23 protein-coding genes and 1 pseudogene are annotated in these 23,180 nt (G+C 59.1%); 5 read left to right on the top strand and 19 right to left on the bottom strand.

What is annotated here, in order from left to right; genetic code table 11:
- Window positions 1–28 precede the first annotated feature (28 nt).
- Window positions 29–2,935, top strand: a complete 2,907-nt coding sequence (locus BLV25_RS09370; RefSeq protein WP_092732570.1) for a UvrD-helicase domain-containing protein — start codon at window positions 29–31, stop codon at window positions 2,933–2,935.
- Between the two features lie 127 nt (window positions 2,936–3,062).
- Here BLV25_RS09370 and BLV25_RS09365 read toward each other — a convergent pair whose 3' ends face one another.
- From BLV25_RS09365 to BLV25_RS09295, 15 genes are all read right to left on the bottom strand, one after another.
- Window positions 3,063–4,454 (bottom strand): hypothetical protein, encoded by a 1,392-nt coding sequence (locus tag BLV25_RS09365; protein WP_092732567.1) that lies wholly within the window; start codon window positions 4,452–4,454, stop codon window positions 3,063–3,065.
- Window positions 4,455–5,010: 556 nt separating this feature from the next.
- Window positions 5,011–6,186, bottom strand: coding sequence for a trans-sulfuration enzyme family protein (locus BLV25_RS09360; RefSeq protein WP_092732564.1), 1,176 nt, complete (start codon window positions 6,184–6,186; stop codon window positions 5,011–5,013).
- The gene (locus tag BLV25_RS09355) at window positions 6,170–7,336 is read right to left on the bottom strand and encodes an acyl-CoA dehydrogenase family protein (protein ID WP_092732561.1); all 1,167 of its coding nucleotides are present in this window, start codon (window positions 7,334–7,336) and stop codon (window positions 6,170–6,172) included. Before BLV25_RS09355 ends, BLV25_RS09360 begins: the two co-directional genes overlap by 17 nt.
- Window positions 7,337–7,351: 15 nt before the next feature.
- The gene (locus tag BLV25_RS09350) at window positions 7,352–7,735 is read right to left on the bottom strand and encodes a winged helix-turn-helix transcriptional regulator (protein WP_092732558.1); all 384 of its coding nucleotides are present in this window, start codon (window positions 7,733–7,735) and stop codon (window positions 7,352–7,354) included.
- A gap of 2 nt (window positions 7,736–7,737) precedes the next feature.
- A complete protein-coding gene (locus BLV25_RS09345) occupies window positions 7,738–8,322 on the bottom strand; it encodes an NADPH-dependent FMN reductase (protein WP_092732555.1) in 585 nt (194 codons plus the stop codon).
- Window positions 8,323–8,398: 76 nt separating this feature from the next.
- Window positions 8,399–9,325 carry a winged helix-turn-helix domain-containing protein gene (locus tag BLV25_RS09340; RefSeq protein ID WP_092732552.1) on the bottom strand — a complete coding sequence of 309 codons (927 nt, stop codon included), beginning with the start codon at window positions 9,323–9,325 and terminating at the stop codon, window positions 8,399–8,401.
- A gap of 302 nt (window positions 9,326–9,627) precedes the next feature.
- Complete coding sequence (locus tag BLV25_RS09335) at window positions 9,628–10,044, bottom strand: DoxX family protein (RefSeq protein WP_092732549.1); 417 nt, start codon at window positions 10,042–10,044, stop codon at window positions 9,628–9,630.
- A 177-nt stretch (window positions 10,045–10,221) separates the two neighbouring features.
- On the bottom strand, window positions 10,222–10,542 hold the full coding sequence (locus BLV25_RS09330; protein ID WP_092732546.1) for an AzlD family protein: 321 nt from the start codon (window positions 10,540–10,542) through the stop codon (window positions 10,222–10,224).
- The gene (locus BLV25_RS09325; RefSeq protein WP_256335694.1) at window positions 10,532–11,290 is read right to left on the bottom strand and encodes an AzlC family ABC transporter permease; all 759 of its coding nucleotides are present in this window, start codon (window positions 11,288–11,290) and stop codon (window positions 10,532–10,534) included. Before BLV25_RS09325 ends, BLV25_RS09330 begins: the two co-directional genes overlap by 11 nt.
- Before the next feature lie 24 nt (window positions 11,291–11,314).
- Window positions 11,315–12,445 carry a citrate synthase/methylcitrate synthase gene (locus tag BLV25_RS09320; RefSeq protein ID WP_092732543.1) on the bottom strand — a complete coding sequence of 377 codons (1,131 nt, stop codon included), beginning with the start codon at window positions 12,443–12,445 and terminating at the stop codon, window positions 11,315–11,317.
- A gap of 2 nt (window positions 12,446–12,447) precedes the next feature.
- Window positions 12,448–13,416 carry a glutathione S-transferase family protein gene (locus BLV25_RS09315; RefSeq protein ID WP_092732540.1) on the bottom strand — a complete coding sequence of 323 codons (969 nt, stop codon included), beginning with the start codon at window positions 13,414–13,416 and terminating at the stop codon, window positions 12,448–12,450.
- A complete protein-coding gene (locus BLV25_RS09310) occupies window positions 13,416–14,267 on the bottom strand; it encodes a DsbA family oxidoreductase (RefSeq protein WP_092732537.1) in 852 nt (283 codons plus the stop codon). Before BLV25_RS09310 ends, BLV25_RS09315 begins: the two co-directional genes overlap by 1 nt.
- 259 nt (window positions 14,268–14,526) lie before the next feature.
- Window positions 14,527–14,766 (bottom strand): DUF7563 family protein, encoded by a 240-nt coding sequence (locus BLV25_RS18230; protein ID WP_092732535.1) that lies wholly within the window; start codon window positions 14,764–14,766, stop codon window positions 14,527–14,529.
- Window positions 14,767–14,852: 86 nt separating this feature from the next.
- Window positions 14,853–15,284 (bottom strand): DUF6653 family protein, encoded by a 432-nt coding sequence (locus BLV25_RS18100; RefSeq protein ID WP_321166987.1) that lies wholly within the window; start codon window positions 15,282–15,284, stop codon window positions 14,853–14,855.
- 74 nt (window positions 15,285–15,358) lie between these two features.
- Window positions 15,359–16,216 carry a CPBP family intramembrane glutamic endopeptidase gene (locus BLV25_RS09295; RefSeq protein WP_092732532.1) on the bottom strand — a complete coding sequence of 286 codons (858 nt, stop codon included), beginning with the start codon at window positions 16,214–16,216 and terminating at the stop codon, window positions 15,359–15,361.
- 163 nt (window positions 16,217–16,379) lie between these two features.
- Between BLV25_RS09295 and BLV25_RS09290 the strand changes: the two genes are divergently transcribed.
- Together BLV25_RS09290 and BLV25_RS09280 are read left to right on the top strand one after the other, a co-directional pair.
- Window positions 16,380–17,069: a YqjF family protein gene (locus BLV25_RS09290; RefSeq protein ID WP_092732529.1), complete on the top strand. Its 690-nt coding sequence runs from the start codon at window positions 16,380–16,382 to the stop codon at window positions 17,067–17,069.
- A 1,073-nt stretch (window positions 17,070–18,142) separates the two neighbouring features.
- On the top strand, window positions 18,143–19,546 hold the full coding sequence (locus BLV25_RS09280; protein WP_021074147.1) for an LLM class flavin-dependent oxidoreductase: 1,404 nt from the start codon (window positions 18,143–18,145) through the stop codon (window positions 19,544–19,546).
- A 430-nt stretch (window positions 19,547–19,976) separates the two neighbouring features.
- Here BLV25_RS09280 and BLV25_RS09275 read toward each other — a convergent pair whose 3' ends face one another.
- Window positions 19,977–20,294, bottom strand: a complete 318-nt coding sequence (locus BLV25_RS09275; RefSeq protein ID WP_021074146.1) for a DUF7521 family protein — start codon at window positions 20,292–20,294, stop codon at window positions 19,977–19,979.
- Window positions 20,291–20,644, bottom strand: coding sequence for an ArsR/SmtB family transcription factor (locus tag BLV25_RS09270; RefSeq protein ID WP_021074145.1), 354 nt, complete (start codon window positions 20,642–20,644; stop codon window positions 20,291–20,293). Before BLV25_RS09270 ends, BLV25_RS09275 begins: the two co-directional genes overlap by 4 nt.
- 98 nt (window positions 20,645–20,742) lie before the next feature.
- On the opposite strand from BLV25_RS09270, the gene BLV25_RS09265 reads away from it, so the two are divergent.
- Window positions 20,743–20,931 (top strand): hypothetical protein, encoded by a 189-nt coding sequence (locus tag BLV25_RS09265; protein ID WP_021074144.1) that lies wholly within the window; start codon window positions 20,743–20,745, stop codon window positions 20,929–20,931.
- 403 nt (window positions 20,932–21,334) lie between these two features.
- On the opposite strand, the gene BLV25_RS09260 is transcribed toward BLV25_RS09265, so the two are convergent.
- On the bottom strand, window positions 21,335–21,706 hold the full coding sequence (locus tag BLV25_RS09260) for a hypothetical protein (RefSeq protein ID WP_021074143.1): 372 nt from the start codon (window positions 21,704–21,706) through the stop codon (window positions 21,335–21,337).
- Between the two features lie 314 nt (window positions 21,707–22,020).
- On the opposite strand from BLV25_RS09260, the gene BLV25_RS09255 reads away from it, so the two are divergent.
- Entirely contained in the window at window positions 22,021–22,839 is an 819-nt protein-coding gene (locus BLV25_RS09255; RefSeq protein WP_176819467.1) for a DUF6159 family protein, read from the top strand.
- A 3-nt stretch (window positions 22,840–22,842) separates the two neighbouring features.
- On the opposite strand, the pseudogene BLV25_RS09250 reads toward BLV25_RS09255, so the two are convergent.
- Window positions 22,843–23,180 (bottom strand): annotated as a pseudogene (locus tag BLV25_RS09250) (DDE-type integrase/transposase/recombinase); the annotation flags it as partial.

Raw genomic sequence — 23,180 nt, 5'->3', positions numbered from 1 at the left:
ACCGGCTGGCGCGTCCGGAGGCCGAGCGATGACCGACCCCGAACCGAACGCCCGACAACGGGAACTCATCGAGAGCACGGACGGGATCCATCTCGTCGACGCCGGCGCCGGAACGGGCAAGACGTTCGCCGTGACGCGCCGCTACGCGAACATCGTCTCGCAGGACGACGTCGAGCCCGAGGACGTCCTGTTGGTGACGTTCACGACCAACGCGGCCGCCGAGATGAAGGAGCGCATCGTCGGCCACTGTCCTTACGGGATGCGCGAACTCGCGGACGCGCCGATCCGGACGTTCCACTCGCTGTGCCACGACCTCCTCGAGGAGCACGGTCACGCCGCGCCGACCCATCTCGGCATCGACGACCGCATCACCGGATCGACGCGCATCGTCGAGGACGAACTCGTCGAGGACGCGCTGTTCGGGGAGTTCATCGACCGATTCAGCGACGACCATCCCGAGTACGACGATCTCTTCCGCGCGCTCTCGAACCCGAGCGAGCTGCTCGGCCTCATCAATCAGCTCGCAGCGAAGGGCGTGTTTCCCGACGCTGATGGCTGGTACCGCGACGGCGAGCGCCACCTCGACGGCGACTTCGAGGCGTTCAAACGACAGTTCGACGAGCTGAACGAGCCGCGGAACGGCGGGCGCAAACAGTCGGTGCTCCGGTCGAAGCTCGGCCGGTACGGGCGGAACAAGACCTACCTGCCCGACGCGCCCGAAAAGTCGGAGATTCGCGGCAACGGCAAGCAGGTGCCCGACGAGCTCGCGCGACGGGTCTTCGAGGCGGACCGGGAGGAGCTGAAGCGGTTCGTCCACGACGTCTATCACGGGTATCTCCGGTTCGCGCTGCGGCGCAACTACCTGAACTTCGGGATGCTCCAGCTGTTCGCGTTCGTCCTGCTCCGTGAGAACCACGAGCTACGCGACGACGTCGCCTTCGAGTACGTGATGATCGACGAGTTCCAGGACTCAAGCGAGATCCAGTTCAAACTCGCACTTCTGCTCGCGGGCACGAACAACGTCTGCGTCGTCGGGGACTGGAAGCAGAGCATCTACGGCTTCCAGTACGCCGACGTCGACAACATCGTCGAGTTCGAGGACCGGCTCGATCGGTTCGTCGAGCAGCTGAACGACGACCACGAACGCGTCTCGTTCCCGACCAGTCCCGTCACCACCATCGAACTCGTCGAGAACTATCGCTCCACCCAGGCGATCCTCGACTTCTCGGAACACGGCCTGCGAGTCCCTGCGGCCAATCGCGACGACGTCGACGTCGAGACGGTCGACGACCGAATCGTCTCGCTGGAGTCGAACGCGGACCACGAGAACACCACCATCGAAGCCATCCGGAGCGACGAGGAGCAGGAGGCGGTGCTGGCGAAGATACGGGAGATCGTCGGTAACGAGGACTACCGTGTCGAGAACGAGGACGGCGACCTCCGGGCGCCGCAGTACGGCGACGTCGCGGTGCTGACGCGCACTCGTGACTTCGGGCGCGAGTTGCTCGGAACCGCCGAGGAGTACGGTCTGCCGATGGCCTACGAGGGCGGCATTGAACTCTTCCGAACCGACCAGGCGAAGCTCCTGCTCGCCTGGCTGCGCATCCTCGAGGACGACGTCGACCGCGGCTGGGCGGTCGTGCTCGAGCGAGCGGGCTATCCGATCGACGAGGTCGATGCGATCCTCGAACGTGAGTCGTACCCCGAGAACATGGCGGCGTTCCGCGAGGAACTGCGGTCGCTGGAGACGCTGGGCGGGGTCGCACGGCGCGTGTTCGCCCGCTACGGCTACGACGGGCCGACCGCCGACGTCGTCCTCCACACGCTCCAGTCGGTCCACGACGCGACGACACGGACGCGTGGCGACCTGGTCCGGTTCATCGAACGCGGCATCGAGGCCGGGAGTACCCACGAGGTGCACGCCGGTGCCGGCACGAACTCGGTGACGGTCCGGACGATCCACGCCACGAAGGGCCTCGAGCACCCCATCGTCATCCTCGCGAACATGAATCGCGGCCGATTCCCGCCGAGCGGCGGCGGTGGCGGGGTCATCACCTACGACGATCCCGTCGGCTTGCGGCAGCGGAAGAGATTCTCCGCGGACGCGCACGGAATGCCACACGTCTACGACGACTGGCGGACCGACGTCCTCCGGAAATGTCTCCCCCGGAATTACGACGAGGAACGTCGGCTCCTCTACGTCGCCATCACGCGGGCCGAGAGCCACGTCGTCTTCACCGCGGGCGACGAGCCGAACACGTTCCTCGAGGAACTCCCGGTCGAGATCGAGTCGGTCACGCCCGACGTCACGAGGCGCGCGCCGGGCCCGTCCGAACGAACCGCGCTCCAGGTCGAGATGCCCGTCCCGGAGGGTCCTCGGGGACACACGCCGCACACGCTGATGCGCGACGACGTGTTTGAAGCGGCCGAGGACGTCTCGGCGGACGCGAACCGCGGGACGGAAGCGGATCGTCGTGGCACCGCGTTCGGGTCGCGGGTCCACGAGTTCGCCGAGGCGTACGCGCTCGGCGAGACCGTCGAGGGGCCACGGAACGGCGACGAGGAGACCGTCGCGCGGTTCATCGACGGCCTCGACGGCGAGCTGCTGGTCGAGGAGGACGCACACCTCCCGCTGACGGTCGACGGCGAGCGCGTGACCGTCTCGGGCGTGATCGACCTCGTCCACGTGACGCCGGACCGCGTCGAGGTCGTCGACTACAAGACCGACGACGGCCGGCGCGCCGAGCCGGAATACCGCAAGCAGCTCAGCGTCTACCACCACGTCGTCAGCGCGGCGTATCCGGACCGCGAGGTCGACGCCAGCATCCTGTATACTGGGGTAGGCGTTCGGCGGTCGATCGACCCGCTTTCGCTCGACCGCATTCGAGGGATCGTGCGGGAGGCGGAAACGGGGTCGCGGCGGAGCGACGACTGACGATCGCTTCACCTCGCCGCCTCGCTTCCGACCATTCACGTCCGACTGCGCAGCCGATCACGGGTTCACAACGGTCCCCTCACGCTGCCGGACTCGGCGCGGCCCGACGTTCTTCCGCGGGACTCGGTCACGCGTCGTCGGCGATGTAGACGAGCGTCTGGACGTCGATCAGCGACGCGTCCCCGGCCCGGTCCTCGATCCTCGATGCGAGATCCCGACACGCGATCGCGACCTCGCGGTACTGGCGGGCGTTGAACCCGTCATCGAGGCCGTCCAGCGTCGAGTAGTCGGCGAAGAAGGCATCCATCCGTTGATACTGGAACGTGATGTGTCGCTCCGGATACGCGTACATCAACAGTGCCGTCGCGGCACGGAGCAGTGATCCGGGGGACCGATCGTTTTCGTCCCGCGTCGTGAGGTGACGGAAGCACTCGTGAAACTCGTTGAGGCGATCGACGATCGGGAGCGTCTCGTCGTAGAGGTCGCTGAGCACCGCGGCGGCCTCGGCCGGGTTCTCGCGACAGTGTGCGACGATGTCCTGCCAGGTCAACCGGTGGAACTGCCCGCCCATCATCTTCGCCGGGACGTTCGACACCGCGTCGAACTCCGCATCGGGCTCCTCGATCGCCGCGAGGAACCGCGGCACGTCCGCCGCGGTCAGGGCCGTCGGATCGAAGTCCGCGCGGATGACGGTCTCGAAGTAGTCCGCGAACTGCCATTTCCACGATTCGATGTGCGTGCCGCCCCAGTGAGCGGTCTCGAGGTCGTCGTACGCGCCCGAATCGCGGGCGTCGACGTGTGCCTCGATGAGCGCGTCCACGCCCTGCCACTCGATCGGATCAGCCCCGCCAGTATGGACGCGGTGGCCGATGAGCGGGCGGAACAGCGCCGCGTACGGCCCCGTCACGTGAGCGGCGATCGTCTCGCGGTCGGTCGTTTGCACGAGCCGGAAGAACTCGTCGATCTCCGCGTATCGGGGGAGTTCATACGCGGTTCCCGCGGACGCGTGACCGACCGCCGACTCGTAGTCCTGCGCGAAGTCAGCGATCGCGGCCGCGACCGCAGCGGGCGTCTCGACGCTCGCGTCCCGCAGCGACCGCAACGCCGCTTGCGCCTCGAGCGTCGGGATCGGCTCGGTCCCGCCCTGGAGCCGTGCATATAGTTCGGTCACTCCCCACGCGGCGCCGGATCCGGCGAGTCGATCCGTCCACGTCGGGTCGAACTCCTCGGCGGCGATCATCTCGGAACAGACGTCGCGTAACGCGTCGATCGCGTCGTCGGGTCCGAGCAGGACGGCGGCGTTCGGGGCCCAGTAGCTGGCCATCGTGTCCGCCGACCACAGCTCCCGGAACGTTTCCGGTGATGGGTCGGCGAGAAACGCATCGCACCGACGCCGGCAGCGCCGCGTGCGGTTCGTCTCGGAGAAATCGATTCCCGGACCGGTGGGTCCCTCGGCCACCAACTCCCGCCACGCAGCGAGTGCCGGGGTGAGCGACTGGCCGAGTGTGGAACGCGCCATACGAGGCACTGCGGCCGAACGCGTTTATAATGCACCGCCACGATGACGCGTCGGGAACGCGAATCGGGGCCCGAATCCGTTTCTTCCCCTCCCGGAATGCGGGCCATCGGATCCGGGTTCTCCACGTCGATGACGGACCTGACTTCGCGGGCTCGCTTCGGCGTTCCTCGAGCGGGACGGTTTCTTCCCCCGCAGTACAGCGGTTCACCGGAGTCACGAAGGCGAGATAGGGGCGATCAGTCACGAAACCCCCTCCATTTGCGGAGCTAACCGCGTGACGGGGCCGCGTTCGCAACCCGAATGAGAACTAATCGACGGAGATCACTGGAACGCGTGAAACGGCCGAAAAAAGTATTTGAACGGCTCTACCGCTGGTGGGTGTTGGAACGGACCCGAGTGAATTTCGATCGGCGCTGCAGGCTTGAGGTCCGGTAGTCGAACGAATCAACCTTTCAGGCGTGAGATGAATGATATCGAGGGGTTCAGAACAGGTGGCAGAGTCTACAGCCGCGTAAATGGCTCGTTTGTCCCGTCGACGAGTGGATAATCCTGAATGCTACATTCGGGAAAGCGATTGTTCGACGTCTTGGATCAAATCGGTTTTATCCTCAATACCCACAGGCATTCGGACTAACGAGTCGGAGACCCCAGCAGCACGTCGTTCTTCCGGCGAAATAAATGATGCAGACATCGTCCATGGATGGTCAACGAGGGATTCTACCCCGCCGAGACTCACAGCTACAGTGAATACCTCCAATTCCTCAATGAAAGCCCGAGTTTCGGCTTCCGAAGCTTCTAATTCGAACGAGACGATTCCCCCGAATCCGTCCATTTGTTGTCCGGCGAGGTCGTGTTGGGGATGTGATTCGAGTCCCGGATAGTGCACCTCCTCTACCTTGGAGTGGTCAGCAAGGAACCCCGCGATCGCCTGGGCGTTCGCTTCGTGTTGCTCCATCCTGAGTGGGAGCGTCTTCATCCCTCGTAGCACCAGGTAGGCGTCGAATGGTGATAATGCGTTCCCGAAGACGTATTCTTGCAGCGTTGAGACCCTCTCTGCTATCGCTGGATCATTCGTGGCGACAGCACCACCTGTCGAGTCACTGTGACCGTTCAGGTATTTTGTCGTACTATGAACGACGACGTCGGCACCCAATTCCAGTGGTTGTTGCAAATACGGCGTTGCAAACGTGTTGTCCACGCAGAGTGGGACTTCGTGTGCATCAGCCACGCCGGCCAGTTCAGCTATATCACACAGCTTCAACAGAGGATTCGTCGGTGATTCCATCCAGAAGAGGGCCGTGTCTTCTCTGACGTGTTCTTCGACGGTTTCAGGGCTTCTTGCATCCACGTACTCCACTTCCACGTCCAACACGTCTCTGAAGAGGTCTTCAAGAAGCAGCCTCGTGCCGCCATATACACCATCAAATGCTATGAAGTGATCGCCAGGGTCACAGAGCGCGAGAGCGGCCGTCGTTATCGCTGCCGTCCCGGAATTGAATGCAATAGCTTCTGATCCACCTGTGAGGTGAGCGAGCCGGGATTCCAGTGCGTCTCGGGTCGGGTTTCCGAACCGGGAATACTTGTATCCGTTTTTCAACTCTCCAGGTGCCTCCATTTCGTGGTGTGTCGCCAAGTGAATCGGTGAAACCACGTCCGCCGAGAGATACTGCTGTTCACTAGTCGTTTCACCTCGATGAACCGCTTCAGTTGCGAATTCAAATGTCTCGGTCATGGTCCGAGGCTCCTCTTGGATGTTCGGCGTAAACCTCGTCACCGACTGTATCCTTATGGCCTTCGTTAGGTCCGCCAGCAATCGTCAGCAGTCGAGCGTCTCGGAGATACCGCTCCACGTGCGTTTCCGTCGTGTAGCCGATGCCGCCGTGAAGTTGCATCGCTTCGTTGGCGTTGTCCACGGCTGCCTGTGTCGCAAGGACCTTGGCCATACTGAACTCTCGGGCCGTGTCGTGCCCCCGGTCAGCACGATCCGCTGCACGCAGCGTCAGCAGTCGTGCGGTATCTACCCGCTGAGCCATCTCACCAACCGTCCACTTGACGCCCTGAAAATCACCGATTGAGTGGTCGAACTGCTCCCGTTGGCTGGTGTACGCGACGGTATCATCGAGCGCGGCACGTGCGATTCCGACGCCACGAGCTGGCACGTTCACCCCCGTCTGAAGGTTTTTGCGCTGAACGTAGGCTTCTCCAACCGCTCCGATTCGCTGCTGGTCCGGGACTCGGACGTCTGAGAGTGTTGCTCTGGGAGACTTCACGGTGCGAGCACCGAACGTATCCCAGGTCTCCTGGACATCGAACTCGTCGGTGGGAACGAGGAAGGCGGTAATGTTGTGGGGGCCCTCTCGTTCGGGGCCAGTTTTCGCGTACGTAAGGACGTAATCAGCGTGGAGGAAGTTAGTGATCCACTGTTTGTGTCCATTCAAAACCCACTCGTCACCCTCTCTTTCGGCGGTCGTCTCGATCCCTGACTTGTCACTTCCAGCATTTTCTTCACTCAATCCGAGAGCCCCGACGGTGTCATACGTCGCCATCGACGGAAGGTAGGTATCCCGCTGTTCCGTAGTGCCGAACCGTTGAATGGCTTCGGCGACGCCGAGGTGAAGGGCGAGCGCACTTGCGACGGGCATCAGTACAGCGGACAATTCCTCGGTGATGATCGCGAGTTCGAGCATCCCCTCACCCATTCCCCCGTATTCTTCTGGTAATGTGAGGCCCGTGTATCCGCGGTCACTGAGGTCGCTGAGGATTTCGGTCGGATGTTCCTCTGCGTGGTCTAACTCGATCGCTTGCGGCTTGATGACGTCCTGTGCGTACCGTCGGACCTCGTCACGGAGACGTCGTTGCTCTTCGGTGAGTTGGAACTTCATTGGATTGGGGCTCTTTCAGCTCTCGTGGAGGTGAGGATTCAGTCCGTCTGGGACCTCTTCGCCCCAATCTTGAGCCCATTCATCAAGTTCCGCTAATACGTCAAGGAGGTCCTCTCCCTTTACCGTGAGACCGTAGTAGACCGCGACCGGTGCATCCTCCTCCATTCGTCGAGCGACGATGTCGTTATCCACCAGTTCGTCGAGCGCGTCGGAGAGAGTCTTCGAGCGTGCTCCGGTCGCTCGTTTGAGTTCGTTGAACCGTTTCTCGCCCTCTCTGAGAGCATAGATGATGTTCATTCGCCAGGGAGTTCCGATCTGGTCGATGGCTTGGATGACTGGACATGCCGATGCGTTCTGTTTCTCGATCTCGTTCCGTCGGGATTCGGTTTCAGCAGACATAGTTAATCGGCCGTGGGGACAGCACAGGCAGTAGTGCTCTCGGGGTACGATTCGACGCCTGCGTAATCGACGATCTCAATTCCAAGCGTCTCAACTCGCTCAGCCAGCACTTCGTCGGTTAACTCTCCGGCTTCGAAGGTGCTGTGGGCATTAGGGATCGCGACCTGATGGGGGAGTACCCAGGCCTTGAGCGTGCGGGCAACCGACCGAAGGTGCTCCAGTGCGGGCGTCGGGAACCCTCCGCCGGCGACGACCAGGAGTCCGACCGTCGTGTTCTCGAACTCGTCGAACTCACAGTAATCGAGTGCGGTCTTCAGAACTGACGAGTACGATCCGTGGTACACTGGAGATCCCAGCAAGACGCCATCAGCACTTCTCACGAGTTGTCGGAGTTTTTCCGCATCCCCAGCATCACTATGGTCTGGATCGAAGACTGGCAGATCTACCGTGGTGAGGTCCACGAGGTTGGTCGTGGCCCCCTTTGTCTCAGCTGCTCCCAGAGATTGTTCGAGGGCATAGCGGGTACGACTTCCGCCACGCTGGCTTCCACATAGTGCGATTATGTGTTTGGTATCGTTCACGTCCATACCTTGCCGAATTACACACACTAAACCCAGTTAAGATCTCGGTGAAATTCGTTTCAGTAATTAAAATTATATATCTTTAATCCTCGGTGGTGACGGTGAATGACTCGTCGATAGTAACCGCCAACGATTCCGTCGCATCCGGAACCGAAACCTCGACGCACAGAGGGTCCGTTTGCAGGACAGTGACTGAACCGGAGTCAACGACGAACCCGAGATCCCACAGCGGCGTCTCTCGGGAGTCGATATCGGCTTCATAAAGTCGGCCCGTGACTGCCGGACGCGTCAGTAGGACGACGCCGACCGGAATGAAGCTGTAGAAACTACATCGTTCGCAATCAACCGCCACGACTGCAGGATGGTCGCGCGCGAAGTACTCGTCGTATCGATCGAGTTGTTCGATAACGCCGATGCAGGCTCCCTGCTCGTGGACGCGGCTAGTCAACTCGCGGTCGATGTGGCCGGCGCAAAACGGACAGATGCCGTCAAGGGCGCACGACCAGATGAGCTTCGTCCGCCGATCGAAGGCCGCAACGATGGCGTCGCTGTCGCGGTCAGCGATTCCACCGGGATCGAACGGCCACTCCAGCGCCCGATTTCCACAAGCGGGACAACGAATCCGGGCGATGTAATCGGTGTCGTATTCGAAGGTCAGTTGCTCCTCGCACTCTCGACAGTGATCGTCCAACTCGACTGGCCCGACCGTGACCTGATCGTGAAAGACGCCACTCTGAATTGCATCGAGAACGCGGTGCCCGGGGTACTGCAGTTCGTAGCCCTCATCAGTTTTAGCGACGAATTGATCCTGTAACTCCGAGAGATGGTAAGTGAAGCTACCTGAATCGCGTTCCCCTACTGCCTTCCGAAGTTCGGAGAAAGATAATGAAAACCCTGGGGCATCCCAGAGTGCGAGCAGAATTTCCAATCGGAGATCGTGGCTCAAGGTCATAAACGCGGATTCAGCGTCAGTCGCGACCTTGGTTCTATCGGACCGTTCACTAGCCATAGGCGTTGCATCCTCACAGTCCAGTATAAATATTGAGTCCAGTGAGGAATTGACTGTGAGGATACCCAGTACCGCAGCCCCCAGAGCGGCACCAATGCTTTCGGAAAGGAGCGTACCCTGATATCCGATTGGCCTCCGAGAAGTATGAACAGTGCCGGATCAATGACGTGCCTTATTCCGATAGTCGTTGTCTGGAGACTCATCAGTGTCGCCGCGAGGATGGCGACCAAGACTGGCGAACGCCAGAGAGCTCCTACTGATCGCTCAGTATCCGGCAACGTCTCGGTTGTTCCCGTAGAGTATCAGAGCCCGATTCCGACTGCTAGCGGCCAGGTGACGGAGGAAAGCGCCAGGAAGCCCAGTGCAGCCCCGATCAGACCGATGTTCTTCAGGAAATGAATCCGTTCGTTCTGTCGCTCCTGACCTTCCATAGTCCAGAAGTCGTGCATAATGACCGTAATCGGGACAAGGAAGATGATCACTGCCAGTGCACCGAGCACGGGGTAGACACCGATGAGCACTGCGAGCGCGCCGGTGATCAGCCCCAGACTTCCCAGTGGAACGCTGACCGAAGCTAGCGGCGCTCCCTTACTCTTGGCGTACCCCACCGACGACTCGAGGTCAAGCAGATTACCCAGCGCGAGGTAGCCGATAACGAGTGCAAAAAGCACTCGACTGAGTAGGAACGCCGTCCCAGACAGCGTCGAGGCGAACGCCATTAGGCGTCACCTCTTGATGAATCGCGGCTGAGCAGCTTTCTGTTCGTCCGTGCGCTTCCCCTCGTCCGATAATAGCGGATGTCGTTTGGTGACATCGTTGCACGAGAAAATATGGCCCTCTGACCATTATATTTAAGGTAAGTTACACTATACCAGGTTTCCCGTGCTATACTACCATTAAACGATCCCCAAGCCTCCCCCGCGAATGACTAACAGCGTGATAATGCCAGCCGCCATCGCCAGCAGGACATTTTCAGTTCGATGAGCGACGAGGACGACAACGATTCCAGCCGCCCACTCGATGGGCCCACCATTCAGCAAACGAACGATAAGGATGGCGATGATGATACCTCCTGGGAGGGCATCAAGCGCCTCTCGAACCGAGTCGGACGGCTTGATTCGGCTCAGTGCCCAGAACCCGCCGGCCTTGGTTGAGTACGTGACGATACTCATTCCGAACACGACCGCCAACGCGGTCAGTGACACCTCATTGAGCACTACGCACCACCTCTGCTAGGCTTGCGGCAAGTCCCCCAGCCAAGATATACCAGCGGCCGGGGAGGACGGCTTCAACGATGACGGCAACGACGGCGGCCGTAATCCACGGAGCTAGGGAAGATCGTCCTTCCCAGAAACCGACGAGGAGGGAGAGAAAGATGGCCGTCAGGACGAAATCCAATCCGTAGGTTTCTGGATCTCCGATGCGACCGCCAGCGACCGCACCGATAGCGGTGGCGGCAACCCAGAAGACCCAGATTGCCAGCCCACTGCCTAGAAGAAAGGCTCCGCGTCCGTTGCCAGCACGGAGGTCTTTGATCGTGAGGGCCCAGTTCTCGTCGGCCAAAAAAAAGAGACTCGTATACGCCCGTCGAGACGAAAGCCGGGTGAACCACGGACGCAACGAGGCACCCATCAGGAGATACCGGAGGTTCACCACCAGTGTCGTACCGACGACGGCGACGACAGGAACCGGCCAGTCCCACAGCCCAACAGCGATGAGCTGTGCTGCTCCTGCCAACACGGTAGCACTCATCGTGACAGCCGTTATGACGCTCAGGCCGGCTTCGCGCGCGAGAACGCCAAACACGAGACCATAGGCCCCAACCCCGAGGGCAACGGGGACGCAAGTGACGAAACCAGACCAGATCCCGTTACGGGAGAATTCAACGACTTCGCTTTCCGTCTCAGTTGATGCATCCTTGTCAGTAGACGATGTCTCAACCGTGTTTTTGTCCATCTGAGTCATATTTCAGTTATTATATCTCTTCCACTATCGATGTTCAACCGGGGTCCACGACCGTCGTGTATCACCGACGTAGTGTGAACTGGGACGGATCAATCGATTGTCGTCTAATTGTTCTAGCGCGTGAGCCATCCAGCCGCTAACCCGGGAGATAGCGAACGTAGTCGTAAAGATATCTTTGGGAATCCCGACACCGTCGAGTAGAATTGCGGTGTAGAATTCGACGTTCGTTTCCAGCCGGCGATCCGGCACGTATTCTGCCAACAGGTCGGTAGCGACATCCTCGAACTCCTGGGCAGTCTCGAAGAACTCGATGTCTTCTTTTTCGGTGTACAAGCTAGTAGCGGCCGATTCTAGAACAGCAGCCCGAGGGTCACGCGCGCGGTACACGCGGTGACCGAATCCCATCAGTCGCTCGCCGGCGTCCAACGTTTCGCGAACATACCCCTCTGCATCCCCTGTTTCATACACTTCTCGAAGCATCTCCAACACGGGACCGGGTGCCCCTCCGTGGAGGGGCCCTTTCAGCGTCCCGACAGCAGCCGTCGCTGCGGAGATGAGATCCGACTCCGTCGAGACGACGACGCGAGCGGTAAATGTGGACGCATTCAGCCCGTGATCAACGACGGTATTCAGGTAGGTTTCGAGACCAGCGACTCGAGCTTCGGACGGGTCCTCGCCCGTCAACATATAGAGAAAGTTCGCTGCGTGTCGCAGATCGTCACGCGGTGTGACCCGTTCTTTTCCCTGTCGGTATCGCCAGTAGGCTGCCACAATAGTGGGAAAGACCGCAATCACCCGATGGACGTCCTCTCTCAGGTCTTGATCTGCAACTCCGAGGTTTGCAGCTGCAACACCCATACGAAGGGCGTCCATTGCGGGCTTTTCCTCTCGGGCTGCTCGCTGGAGAACAGCCTGAACCTCATCGCAGATATGGCGGTGGGATGCGAGTGTATCCCGTAACTCGTCAGTTTCCTCGGCTGCCGGAAGTCGTCCGTTCAGCAGGAGGAAGACCGTCTCCTCGTAGCTTGCATTACCCCCGAGTTCGTCGATTGGGGAGCCCCGAATGAGGAGTTCGCCCTTCTCACCGTTGATTTGACTCAGTCGGGTTTCTGCGGCCGTGATACCTTCGAGACCTGAATTGAGTGTGTTGGCCATAGTTATTTTCTGACACTATTGTCGTCACCGGACAGTTCGTTACGGTTATGGGAGTCCGTCCAATCGCGTTTGGGTCCAACAGGCACGAAGCCGGTCGGATTGATCTCATCGTGGCTACGGTAGTAGTGGGCCTTGACGTGATCCATATTGCAGGTTTCGGGGACACCTTTCGTCTGGTAGATGTCTCGGGCGTAGTCCCAGAGGTGGTCGAAGTCGATCAGGCGACGGACGTTACACTTGAAATGCGTGTAGTAGACGGCATCGAACCGATACAGCGTTGGAAAGAGAAACACGTCTGCGAGGGTAAGTCGATCACCGATGACGTAGCGACGGGTGGATAAGATCTCGTCCAAGCGTTCCATACCGTTGAAGAGTTCCTGCACGGCCGTCTCGTACGATTCCTGTGAGTCAGCGAATCCAGCACGGTAGACGCCCGTGTTGATCGAGGAATGGACGTCTTCGATGGCGTCGTCGACATCGTCCTGCATTGACGACGGGTAGAGATCCAGCGATTCCGATGTATGGTGGTTGAACTCGGTGGCGAGCATCCGAGCAATCTTCGCCGATTCCTCGTGGACGATGGTCTCGGTTTTCCGATCATAGAGGATGGGAACCGTCACGCGGCCTGTATAGCCCGGATCAGCCTCCTGAAAGACCTCGTAGAGGGTGTCGTGGCCGTGCACCGAATCCGGCGTACAATGTGCCTTCTCGGGGGAAAACTCCCATCCCTGGTCGTGGCGGACGGGATCAACGACATCAACCGAAATGGTGTCTTCAAGGCCGAGGAGTCTTCGCGTGAGTGCTGCCCGGTGAGCCCACGGACAGGCACGCGAAATGTAGAGGTGGTAACGGTCTGCCTCTGCCGGGAAATTGGCGTCTTCGAAATTCTCGACTCGGTCGTCGAAAGCATCGTGGTCGTACTGGTCGCGGGTGGCATCAGGTTCCCACTCACCGTTGTGGAGCAGCCCCATCAGCGATCCCCTCCGTTCTTCGAGTACCAGAAGAAACCGTTTCCGCGGGCTTCACGGCGGATAGATCCGTCATCGGCGAATGATTCCAACACCTGTCGCGCTTTTCCATCGTCGAATTCATACACTTCGGCGACTTCCCGCGTCGCAACGGGCTCGTATTCGGCGATAAATTGCGGTACCGGTGGGGTGGATGACTGTTCTAAGGTAGGAGCAACAGTCTTCAGTGCGGCCACCAGCTCCTCAAACGACTGGAACCCCGACACCTGATTTTCGCCGGCTGGTCCCTTGATGTGATACGTCGGGAATGCCCGAACGCCCGCTTGACGGGTTCGGGAAAGATCCTTCTCGAACGCTGCTTGGGCAGTTCCGTTATCCAGTGCCGTAGTGAAATCATCCACGTCGAGACCGACTGACTCCGCAATTTTCACCTGCTCTTCTCGGTGGTTGACGTTCCGGACTTGTGTGGTGTAGCCCTCACGAAGGCGGCGTAGATACCGATGCGCCAATTCGGTATCCTGTTGACGTGCGGCGACGAATGCCTTGCTTGCGGGGTACGTTGACTGTGCTGGATCGGCTTCGAAAATCTGTGTATCGACGGGCATTCCGTGATGTTGAGAGGCTTCCTCCCAATGTGGAGCCACGTCACTGGGCTCTACGATATCATTGGCTGCGTCGTAGAACTCGTCGAAGTCTTGCACTAAGCCGCCCATAACGTATCTGATCTCTACCTGGTTACCAAGGACGGTTCGGAGACGCCGTATGATGGGTTCTGAGCCCCAGCACCACGTGCACATTGGATCGGTGAATTGGGTTATCGTTGATCGCTTGCTCTCGGTGTCCGTCAAAGACATATGACCGGCTACGATTGGTTAGCGGATATATTTCAGGCAGGATACAATAAACCAGGTGTAGTACGGTAAACCAGCGCTATCCGTGCAGTAGTTCGAGCTTGAATCGTTCCAAACGAGATCCATACGGACAAGTAGTCAAGAAGGCTACCCTCAAATTGAAGATGATAGGAGGATCGTTTCTAACGAAGCACTATAATCGAAAATAATATAATATGTTGGCCGTGGACGAGGTCGTAGAGCTTCGAGGCACGCACGAACGTCATTCCCGCCACCCCGCGGGGCGGTCGCCGTGGCGACCGGGAGCAACCTTCGGGTCCGGCGTGGGGACTTCCTGTCCCGCCGCGGACCCTTTGAAGATCCGTCGGTGGCTGTCACACGATGGGCAGCGATGAATCCGCCCGTTCGTGTCACCGTGAATACGTCGGAACTCGCGGGAAACATGTGATCCACAGTTGAGATACCGACGGCGGTCTGCCGGTTCGGTATCGAGCCGGGTCACCGTCGATCACCCGGCTTGGACTCAGCGAGCGTACGACGTGACGGGGGCGCAACTCGTGACGAACTGGGGTCCGATTTGAAAGCCCTTTATCGAACACGCGATTCTCCCGAAAACGGCGAGTAAGAAGCCTCTACGTGGTTTTGAGTGGAGTCCCGAAACGGGTTGTGACAGGATGGGCGCCGCCGATATGCAGCGATGAATGCGTATCCAGCCACAGGGATATTGAGTACGTTGAGGACGTTTGGATAGGACAGCTCAAAAACCGGTTGTCCGTGTTCCATCGTCCACCACCGTTCAGCTAGTACCACGCGAGTCATCCACGCCTGGTCATCCGCTGGCGGGCCGAACAAAACCGGATTGACCACGGTGAAGACGACAACAGCACCGGCAAGTCGCCATCGCCGCTGATACACGGCGTACAGCAGCACGGGTGAGACGAGCATTCGGCTCCACCCGCTTTTCGGGTTCGAATGCCGATTCCAGAACGTCTCGCTGACTCGCCAACCGATTCCATACACAGGTACGGTTCTCGGATCGCAAATACCTGAGTACGCGTCCCGGGTACCCGTCTTCGACCTCACTCGTCGTGAATCTATGCAGACGTGGCCGTGTCGTGGGCGAACTCGCGCGTTAACGGCGGTGCCCCGGACAGCGCGATGCCGACAGCAGCGAGTCCGAACGCGATAACACCGGCAACTCCGACCGGGCTGGCGACTAATTCACTGAGCACAGCATCGTCCGCGACGGCATACGCAATAACGAGACCGGCGGATCCGTTGAACACTCCGTGGAGTAACGCCGCTGCAAGCACGGATCCCGAGCGGATGACAAGGTACGTATAGACTGACGAAAACGAGAGACAGGCAATCGTCATAGCGACGACGCCGATTACGGGGAACGAAGGATAGTTGTAGCCGGCACCGATGACCGGCGCGTGCCAGACGCCCCACAGCGCACCGATAGCAGCTGAGGCTTTCCAGAACCCCCACGGAGCCAACTCCCACAGCAGATACCCCCGCCAGCCGAACTCCTCGCCAAAGGCAAACACCGCGTTCACGGTCGCCCCGAGCCCAAGCACGAGTCCGAATGTCGCCACCACACCAAGCACTCCCGACGGCAGTTCGAGCCCCGGCGTCGGATTGGTAGTCGGATCAAACCCGACACCAGGGACGGCCACCGCGATGAGAAGCGTCAATCCCACGAGTGGAAGGGCAACCACGGCAGCTACAGCAAGCCATCGAACACGGCCGATTCGCAGACCAACTGCCGACAGCGGAATGTCCCTGCGGACACAAACAACGAGTCCGGCGATCATCGGGGAGAACATGTATGCTGGCGCAAGCGCGATCGGGCTCATTGCGGTGATCCCGGAGACGACATAGAGCGCGACGGCAAAGACGACGAGAACACTGACAAACAGTGCGAGACGGGTTCTATCAGGACTTGGCATTCGACATCACTATCCTGAACAACACGGCCCCAGCACAAAAAAGAACAACTGGCTCGCTTGAACCCGTCTCAAGTGACGAGGCTCCACGCTAACTCTGTATTCTGTGTAGGTGATTGGTTCGTCCGCAACAACGGTATTTGCGTCAGCGCTACGGGATTTCTGTATGGTCGTTCCCCTGGAGATGGGTTGGCGCCATCTCTTGTTCGAGAACTGGCCAATCGATCCGGCTGTGATGACTGCCCATCTCCCGGATCAACTGGAACCCGATGAGCACGATGGGTCAGCGTGGCTGTCGATCGTCCTATTCACCAACGTCGCCGTTCGGCCAAAAGGCGTACCCGAACCGCTTGGCATCCAACTTCCGGAACTCAACGTCAGGACGTACGTCACTCACGACGACGTTCCGGCAGTCTACTTCTTCAGCCTCGATGCACAAGGGATTGCGAGCGTCCTTGGGGCACGTGGCTTCCATCACCTTCCATACTACTACGCACGTATCTCGCTGACTTGGACTGAGGGACGAGTCAGGTTCGGGAGCCATCGTCGTCATCCAGGAGCCCGTCCCGCCCGGTACGAGGGAACGTACTGGCCAGTCGACGAGCCGTTTTCGGCCCCGACCGATCCGTTCGGGGAGTTTCTGGTTGAACGGTATCGGTTCTACACCGAAGCCCGAGACGGGAGCCTCCGATACACCGATGTGGAACACGAGCCGTGGACATTGTACCCTGCTGCTGCCGAGATTCAAACGAACACGCTACTTTCGGCACACGGATTCCAGATGCCAGCTGAGGAGCCGGTATACTATTACAGCCCGGGCTTGGACGTGGTTGCCTCACGAAGCAAGCGCCTGTAAGCGGCGACGCGTTTAACCGCGTTCACATCTCTGTGGAATCGAGAAAAAGGGGTTTAGAGAACCATAGTGCCATAACACGTAGAGGCAGATACGGGGTGGTTCGGTACGTGACTCGTGATCCCTCGTTGTCCCCCGAAACGAAGATCACGCTCGTGTTCATGTTTCTCGGGCTCACGGCATAGTACCTCGTTCACACATTCGCGGAAAACGAGTTACTGGAGCCTGGAGCACTTTTCGGGATCGGGATCATTTCCCAACACTCATCAATGAATTGCGGCGTCATTCAGGCTCGGAGTGAACGAGTCACGATCCATCCTGACTACACCGTACTCGGACTAACTCACCAGTTGAGGAATCTGCCCGCAGACTCCATTATCCATCTGTTCTCTCTCTGATTCACCGATAGCAAGAGAGTAGATGATGGACTTTGCTCCGGTTGCGGTCGATACAGAAGAGGCAGCTCACATCAGCTCTCGCTATTCGGGTCAAAGGCGTAGTAGACGACGGCCATTGTGAGTCCCATTACTACCGGTCCAAAACTTCCATCACCCGGCAGTAGTAGTCTCACGGCGAATACGCCCACAGCGGAGACAAAACCAACGAGAACAGCGTAAGAGACACGAGAGAGGCCACGCACTCGATCATCTAACCATCGGTACAGACCTCGTAGAGTGTCCATACGCATACGTATCATCGACGGAGGGATGTCTCTTTTCGTTAGATCTGGCTCTGCTGAAATCCTCTTCTTCAGATATATCACCGTCTGAAACACCCGGTCGCTGAAGACTGCTTACTGATACACCCGTCCGAGAGCAGATTGTGTAAGCAACGTCCGCAAGTATCACGGTTAACTACATTCCTGTTTCAGCGATTCTGAGAGAGCAAATTGCTAACAAGAAGTTTGAGAGAGGGTGTTAAAGCCTGCTCTCGGCTTGTGAGGGCTAAGTGGCGTTTGGATAACCGCTAGGACGGTGTTCAAAGAGTTCGGAGATGCGTTTTCTCGCCTCGCAGACCACGGTGATTGTATCCCGTGTCACTCGAACTACGTTCATTCCGGTTGATTAGTGTATGTGATGGCAAACGACCACATCCACCTGAACGGATTCACGATGAACTGCGTCGGTCACCAGTCACCGGGTCTGTGGAAGCATCCAGACGATAACTCGGATGCGTACACGGATCTGGAATACTGGACGGACCTCGCACAAACCCTTGAAGAGGGCAAGTTCGACGCCGTCTTTATCGCCGACGTACTCGGGACGTACAGCGTTTTTGACGGGTCTCGGGACACTGCCGTCCGCGAGGCCGTCCAAACGCCGGTGAACGATCCGTTGTTACCGATCCCGGCGATGGCTCAGGTCACCGACCACCTCGGATTCGCCGCGACGCATTCCGTGACCTATACCAAGCCGTATATGACTGCGAAACGGCTTTCGACGCTCGATCACCTGACTGACGGTCGGATCGCGTGGAACATCGTCACTTCGTACCTCGAGGATGCAGCAGTTAACCTCGGTCTCGAGGGGCGGATCGAACACGACGAACGATACGACCTTGCCGAGGAGTACATCGAGGTGTGCTACAAGCTCTGGGAACAGAGCTGGGAGTCGGACGCCGTCGTCAAGGATCCCGAAACTGAGACGTTCACGGACCCGGAGAAGGTCAACGAAATAAATCACGACGGGGAGTATTTCACGGTTCCAGGTCCCCATCTCACGGAGCCGTCACCCCAACGGACGCCCGTTCTGTATCAGGCTGGACAGTCGGATCGGGGTCGAGAATACGCCGCAAAGCACGCGGAAGCAGTGTTCACGTTCCAGCCGACGGTGGACACCGCCCGATCGTACGTCGAAGACGTGCGCGAGCGCGCTGCCGCGTACGGACGCTCACCCGACCATCTCCACGTGTTCGCGGCCATCGCGCCGATCGTGGCTCCCACCGAGGAAGAGGCCCAACGGAAGTACGCGGAACTCGAGGAGTACGTCAGTCACGAGGGGGCATTGGCCTTAGTCGGCGGCTGGACGGACATCGATTTCGCCGAGTACGACCCCGACGAACGAGTGGAACACATCGAGTCCGACGCCATTCAGGGGATCGTCGACTCGTTCACGAAAGCGGATCCCGACCGGGAGTGGACGGTCGGCGAGGTGGCCACGTTTATCGGCGTCGGCGGTATCGGCGTCCCCGTCGTTGGAACGCCCGCCCAGATAGCCGATGAGATGGAACGCTGGGTCGACGAGGCCGGCATCGACGGCTTCAATCTGACGGAAGTTCTTCGCTCCGGAACGCTCTCCGACTTCGTCGAACACGTCGTCCCCGAGCTACAGGACCGCGGTCTACATCGGGAGGAGTACACCGGAGAGACGTTGAGAGAGACGATGTTCGAAACTGGCGACGGCTTTCTCCACGAGGACCATACGGGCTCGGCATACGCAGACGACTCAAAGCGCCGCGCGGAAGTTCCAAAAAATGACTGACTAGGCTTCGCTCACGTCCAATCACGGCTGGCTATCATAAGCGAATCTGGCGGAACTGGGATCGTGGAGAGCGCGGACGCTCCGCATCCTCCGACGGACCCCAAGTGACGCGTCTGACGACGTCGCACAAACGGATGAGTTTCATCGCGCCATGGACACTGCACCAAAAGCGGCGAATACTGCGGTCGGGCCGACGGCACGGCCCGTACGGTTCTAGTGGGACGATCACCGGTGGTACCCCGTTGAGGGGGCCGCGGTAGCTCCCGGCGAATAGCGTACAGACCCGCAAGGTACCGCCGTGACACCGGCGAGCGGCCGTTCTGGTCCTCCAGAGTGGATGTCGATCCGCCGGTCGCTCGCATTCTTCCGTCTACACTCGGTTCGCTGGTACGGAGTATTACCGGGATACACCCAGATCTTGACGGAACTACTACGAATTACGTTGGAGATAGGGCATCCGCAACCCGTACAGAATAGCGAGCAACCCGATGATGCGACTGATCTCCCCCACCATTCCGTACACGAATGGCCCAACAAGCGGGGTAAGATACGGTCCGATGACGAGCAACACCGGTGTCCAAAACACCAGAAAGAACCCGACAGCGATGAACAGCATCGGTCGGGCCCGGCTCTGCCAGTAGCCACGCAACGCGAGATAGCCGACTGCAAGGCCCAGAATTGTCGATGTGACCGTGAGGACGAAGGCGATCTGTGATTGGATCGTCGGACTCAACTGGAGCAGACTCATCGGTCACGCACCTCACTAACGAAGTCCGTGAAGCGAGCAGCCATCCGCTCACGGAGGCCGAGGTCAACGTTGAACCCATCTGAGGTCAACTCGATGGTGACTCGGTCAAGTGTTGCAGTGTACACTTTGTAATGATGGCCGTCATCGTCTAGCTCGACGGCTTCCGTTACCAGATCATACTCCTGGAGCCGTTCGAGTCGCCGATACACCGTCTGTGGTGATACACCACACACGTCGCTCAGTTCCTCTGCGGACATTGGTTCATTATGTGTTTCGATGAGAATCCGCTGGGTGGTCTCGTCGGCCAGCAGCCCGCTAATGTCACGTACGTCTTCATTCACTCGTTCCATGCCGTCTTCACCACCCACGGTGATAAGGGCGAACCCGCAGTTCCAACGCTTGGAGTCGTGCAGGGGCTGTTTATCCTCCGGGATGGTAGGTATTTGGTATGCTCCCCACTCGTGATTCGCGTCTCGGGACGCTCGTTGGCGTCATTATGGTGGTTATCGCTCTTGGTGGCTCCGTCCTCTTTGACTGGGAATGGGGATGGAACCCGAATCAACCAGTTCCGCTGGTAATCGGCGTCATCGCGGCGATCGCCGCACTCGGTATTACAATCGCCCTGATCCGGGACTAAAGGCACCGACAGGAAACCTCACGTCCAAATCCGGAATGGCACACGTATGCCAGGGAAGCGAGGTGAGACCCCAGTCAGTTAGGTGATTGGACGCGTCATCGTCAGTCAACTGTGGTGGTTTGGACTGGATGACCGGTCTGTGGCCTCCACCGGGTACGGTGGAAGCGGCGTCAGTTACCTGAGTGAGAGTCCTAGGAGCCCTTCTAACCGGAATTGCCGCCGAGTGGTAATTCCGGAATCTCCGTTTCCGATGATTCGCCCGGCTCCGGCTCGTTCATCCGCTCACAAACCAAACGAACGGCTAGCTCACGACTCAATTCGCGCACGAGTTGACCGCGGCGGCTCTCGGCGATCGTCCCTCACACTCGCTGACTCGGAAGGTGTCATAGTTGCCGGGTGGCGATCAGGAGTACAGGCCCGCAGTGAGGCTGAGAGCTCCGTTGCCGATCTCGATAACGGCCGTGTGATCGGGGGATGAATCGATCCGGTAACGTCTGGATGCTTCCTGCGTATTGTCGAGAGTAACGGCGATCTCATAGTCGTCACTTGGAAGGAGGTCACATTCGCTGACGGTCTCTCCCGGCTGGAGGTAGTATCGGTTTTGAAACGCCGTCTCACCGGCCTGCGTGAGGACGACCAGTGTAAGGTCATATCCTCGCTGGTGATCGTAGTTCCGAATCAGGACGTCTTCGGTTCTCCCCGGATCAAAGACTTGCGTCGTCTCTTGTAATCGACCGTGAGATCGTGGATGATGTAGATCTTGCTGGGAGGGCATACCGGATCCATTCGTTGTAGACGAGAAAAACATACTCTAGGCTTAAAACCCGATTTCAGCGATGTGCGGTGTGTGCCTGAACAAACGCTTCGTAGTCGATGAGCGACGATCTCAACGAGTCGACGGATACCTGCAAGCGACCGAGCGGGGCTACCTTCGAGCGACTCTCCGAAGGTCTCGGCCCGCTTCGCTTGGATATCGGTGGTGCAATCGTACGTTCGTTCTCCCAAGTTTTTATATGTATATTGGTTGAGGAATGGACTGTATGCCCTCCATCATACGACGAAAAGCCGTAACTACGGTGGTGAGTTAGTATGACCTCGAAATACAGACGCGGCTTCGACATTACTCGCGACAGCCTGCGCGTGTTCACCCAAGAACCGAGCCTCGTGATCCTGCCCGTGTTAAGTCTCCTCGCCGTCGGGAGCGCCTTCGCCGTTCTCGCCGCGATCGCCCTCCAGCAGGGTCTCGTCGCGTCGCTCGTCACAAACGATCTCTACCAGTACGGGGCGATGTTCTGTGCGATTGCGATTTCCTCGAGCGTAGCGACGTTTTTCAACGCCGCAGTGGTTCACTGCGCGGCCCAGCTGTTCGATGGTAATCCGACGTCCGTCCGGGACGGGCTCGCCGCAGCGTGGCGTGCTCGCCGGCAGATCGCCGTGTGGGCCGTCGTCGCCGCGACGCTTGGGACGGTTCTGTACATTCTCGACGAGAAGTTCGGCGTCGTCGGGAGCCTGACGCGAGCCGTCTTCAACCTCGCCTGGGCGCTCCTGACGTTCTTCATCGTGCCGGTCATCGTTCTCGATCAACGACGGAGCCTGCGCCGCCAGCTCCGACGCAGCGGATCGCTGTTCCGAGAGACGTGGGGTGAAAGCGTCTCCGCCACGCTCGGCGTGAGTTTCACCTTTCTGATCGTTGCGCTGCCGGGCGTCGTACTGGCCGCGCTCGGATACTTCAGCCTCGATGGCGTTCTCGCCACGGGGGCGCTCGTCGGTGGCGGCGGGATCGTCGTCGCCGCCATCGTCGGCTCGCAGACGGCATCCGCGATCGTTCGGACGGCACTGTATCGGTACGCGACGACGGGAGAACAGGTCGGTCCGTTCGAAGAACGGGAACCGGACGCTCTCTGGTAGTGTTTAGTTAGTAGCATTGAGCCATCGAGCGAAGCTCTGCAACCAGTTTTCGGCGGTTTCCGGTTCAACGTGGCTGAAGCAGTTTGAAAACGACGAGGTTCGACGCTTCAGTTCTCGAAAGATCCGTTCGACAGCATTTCGATTTCCGTGGTGATGTATCTGAAATCGGAGCCCAGCTCGGGAAAGCGCGGTTTGGAGGTGTTTCGCGCCGTCAACAAGAAACACGGCGGATTCGACATCGTGTTTTTGACACAGTTCGCGCAGGAAAATTTCTGTGAGGGCGGTTGTAGCCGTCGCAAATAGCCGGACGTGAAGCAGTTCATTCGACTGCGGATCGGCGG

It is taken from the genome of Halopenitus persicus (assembly GCF_900107205.1).
Classification (GTDB): Archaea; Halobacteriota; Halobacteria; order Halobacteriales; family Haloferacaceae; genus Halopenitus; species Halopenitus persicus.
Note: the sequence above shows the minus strand (reverse complement) of the source record. Positions and strands in the feature narration are given on the sequence as shown.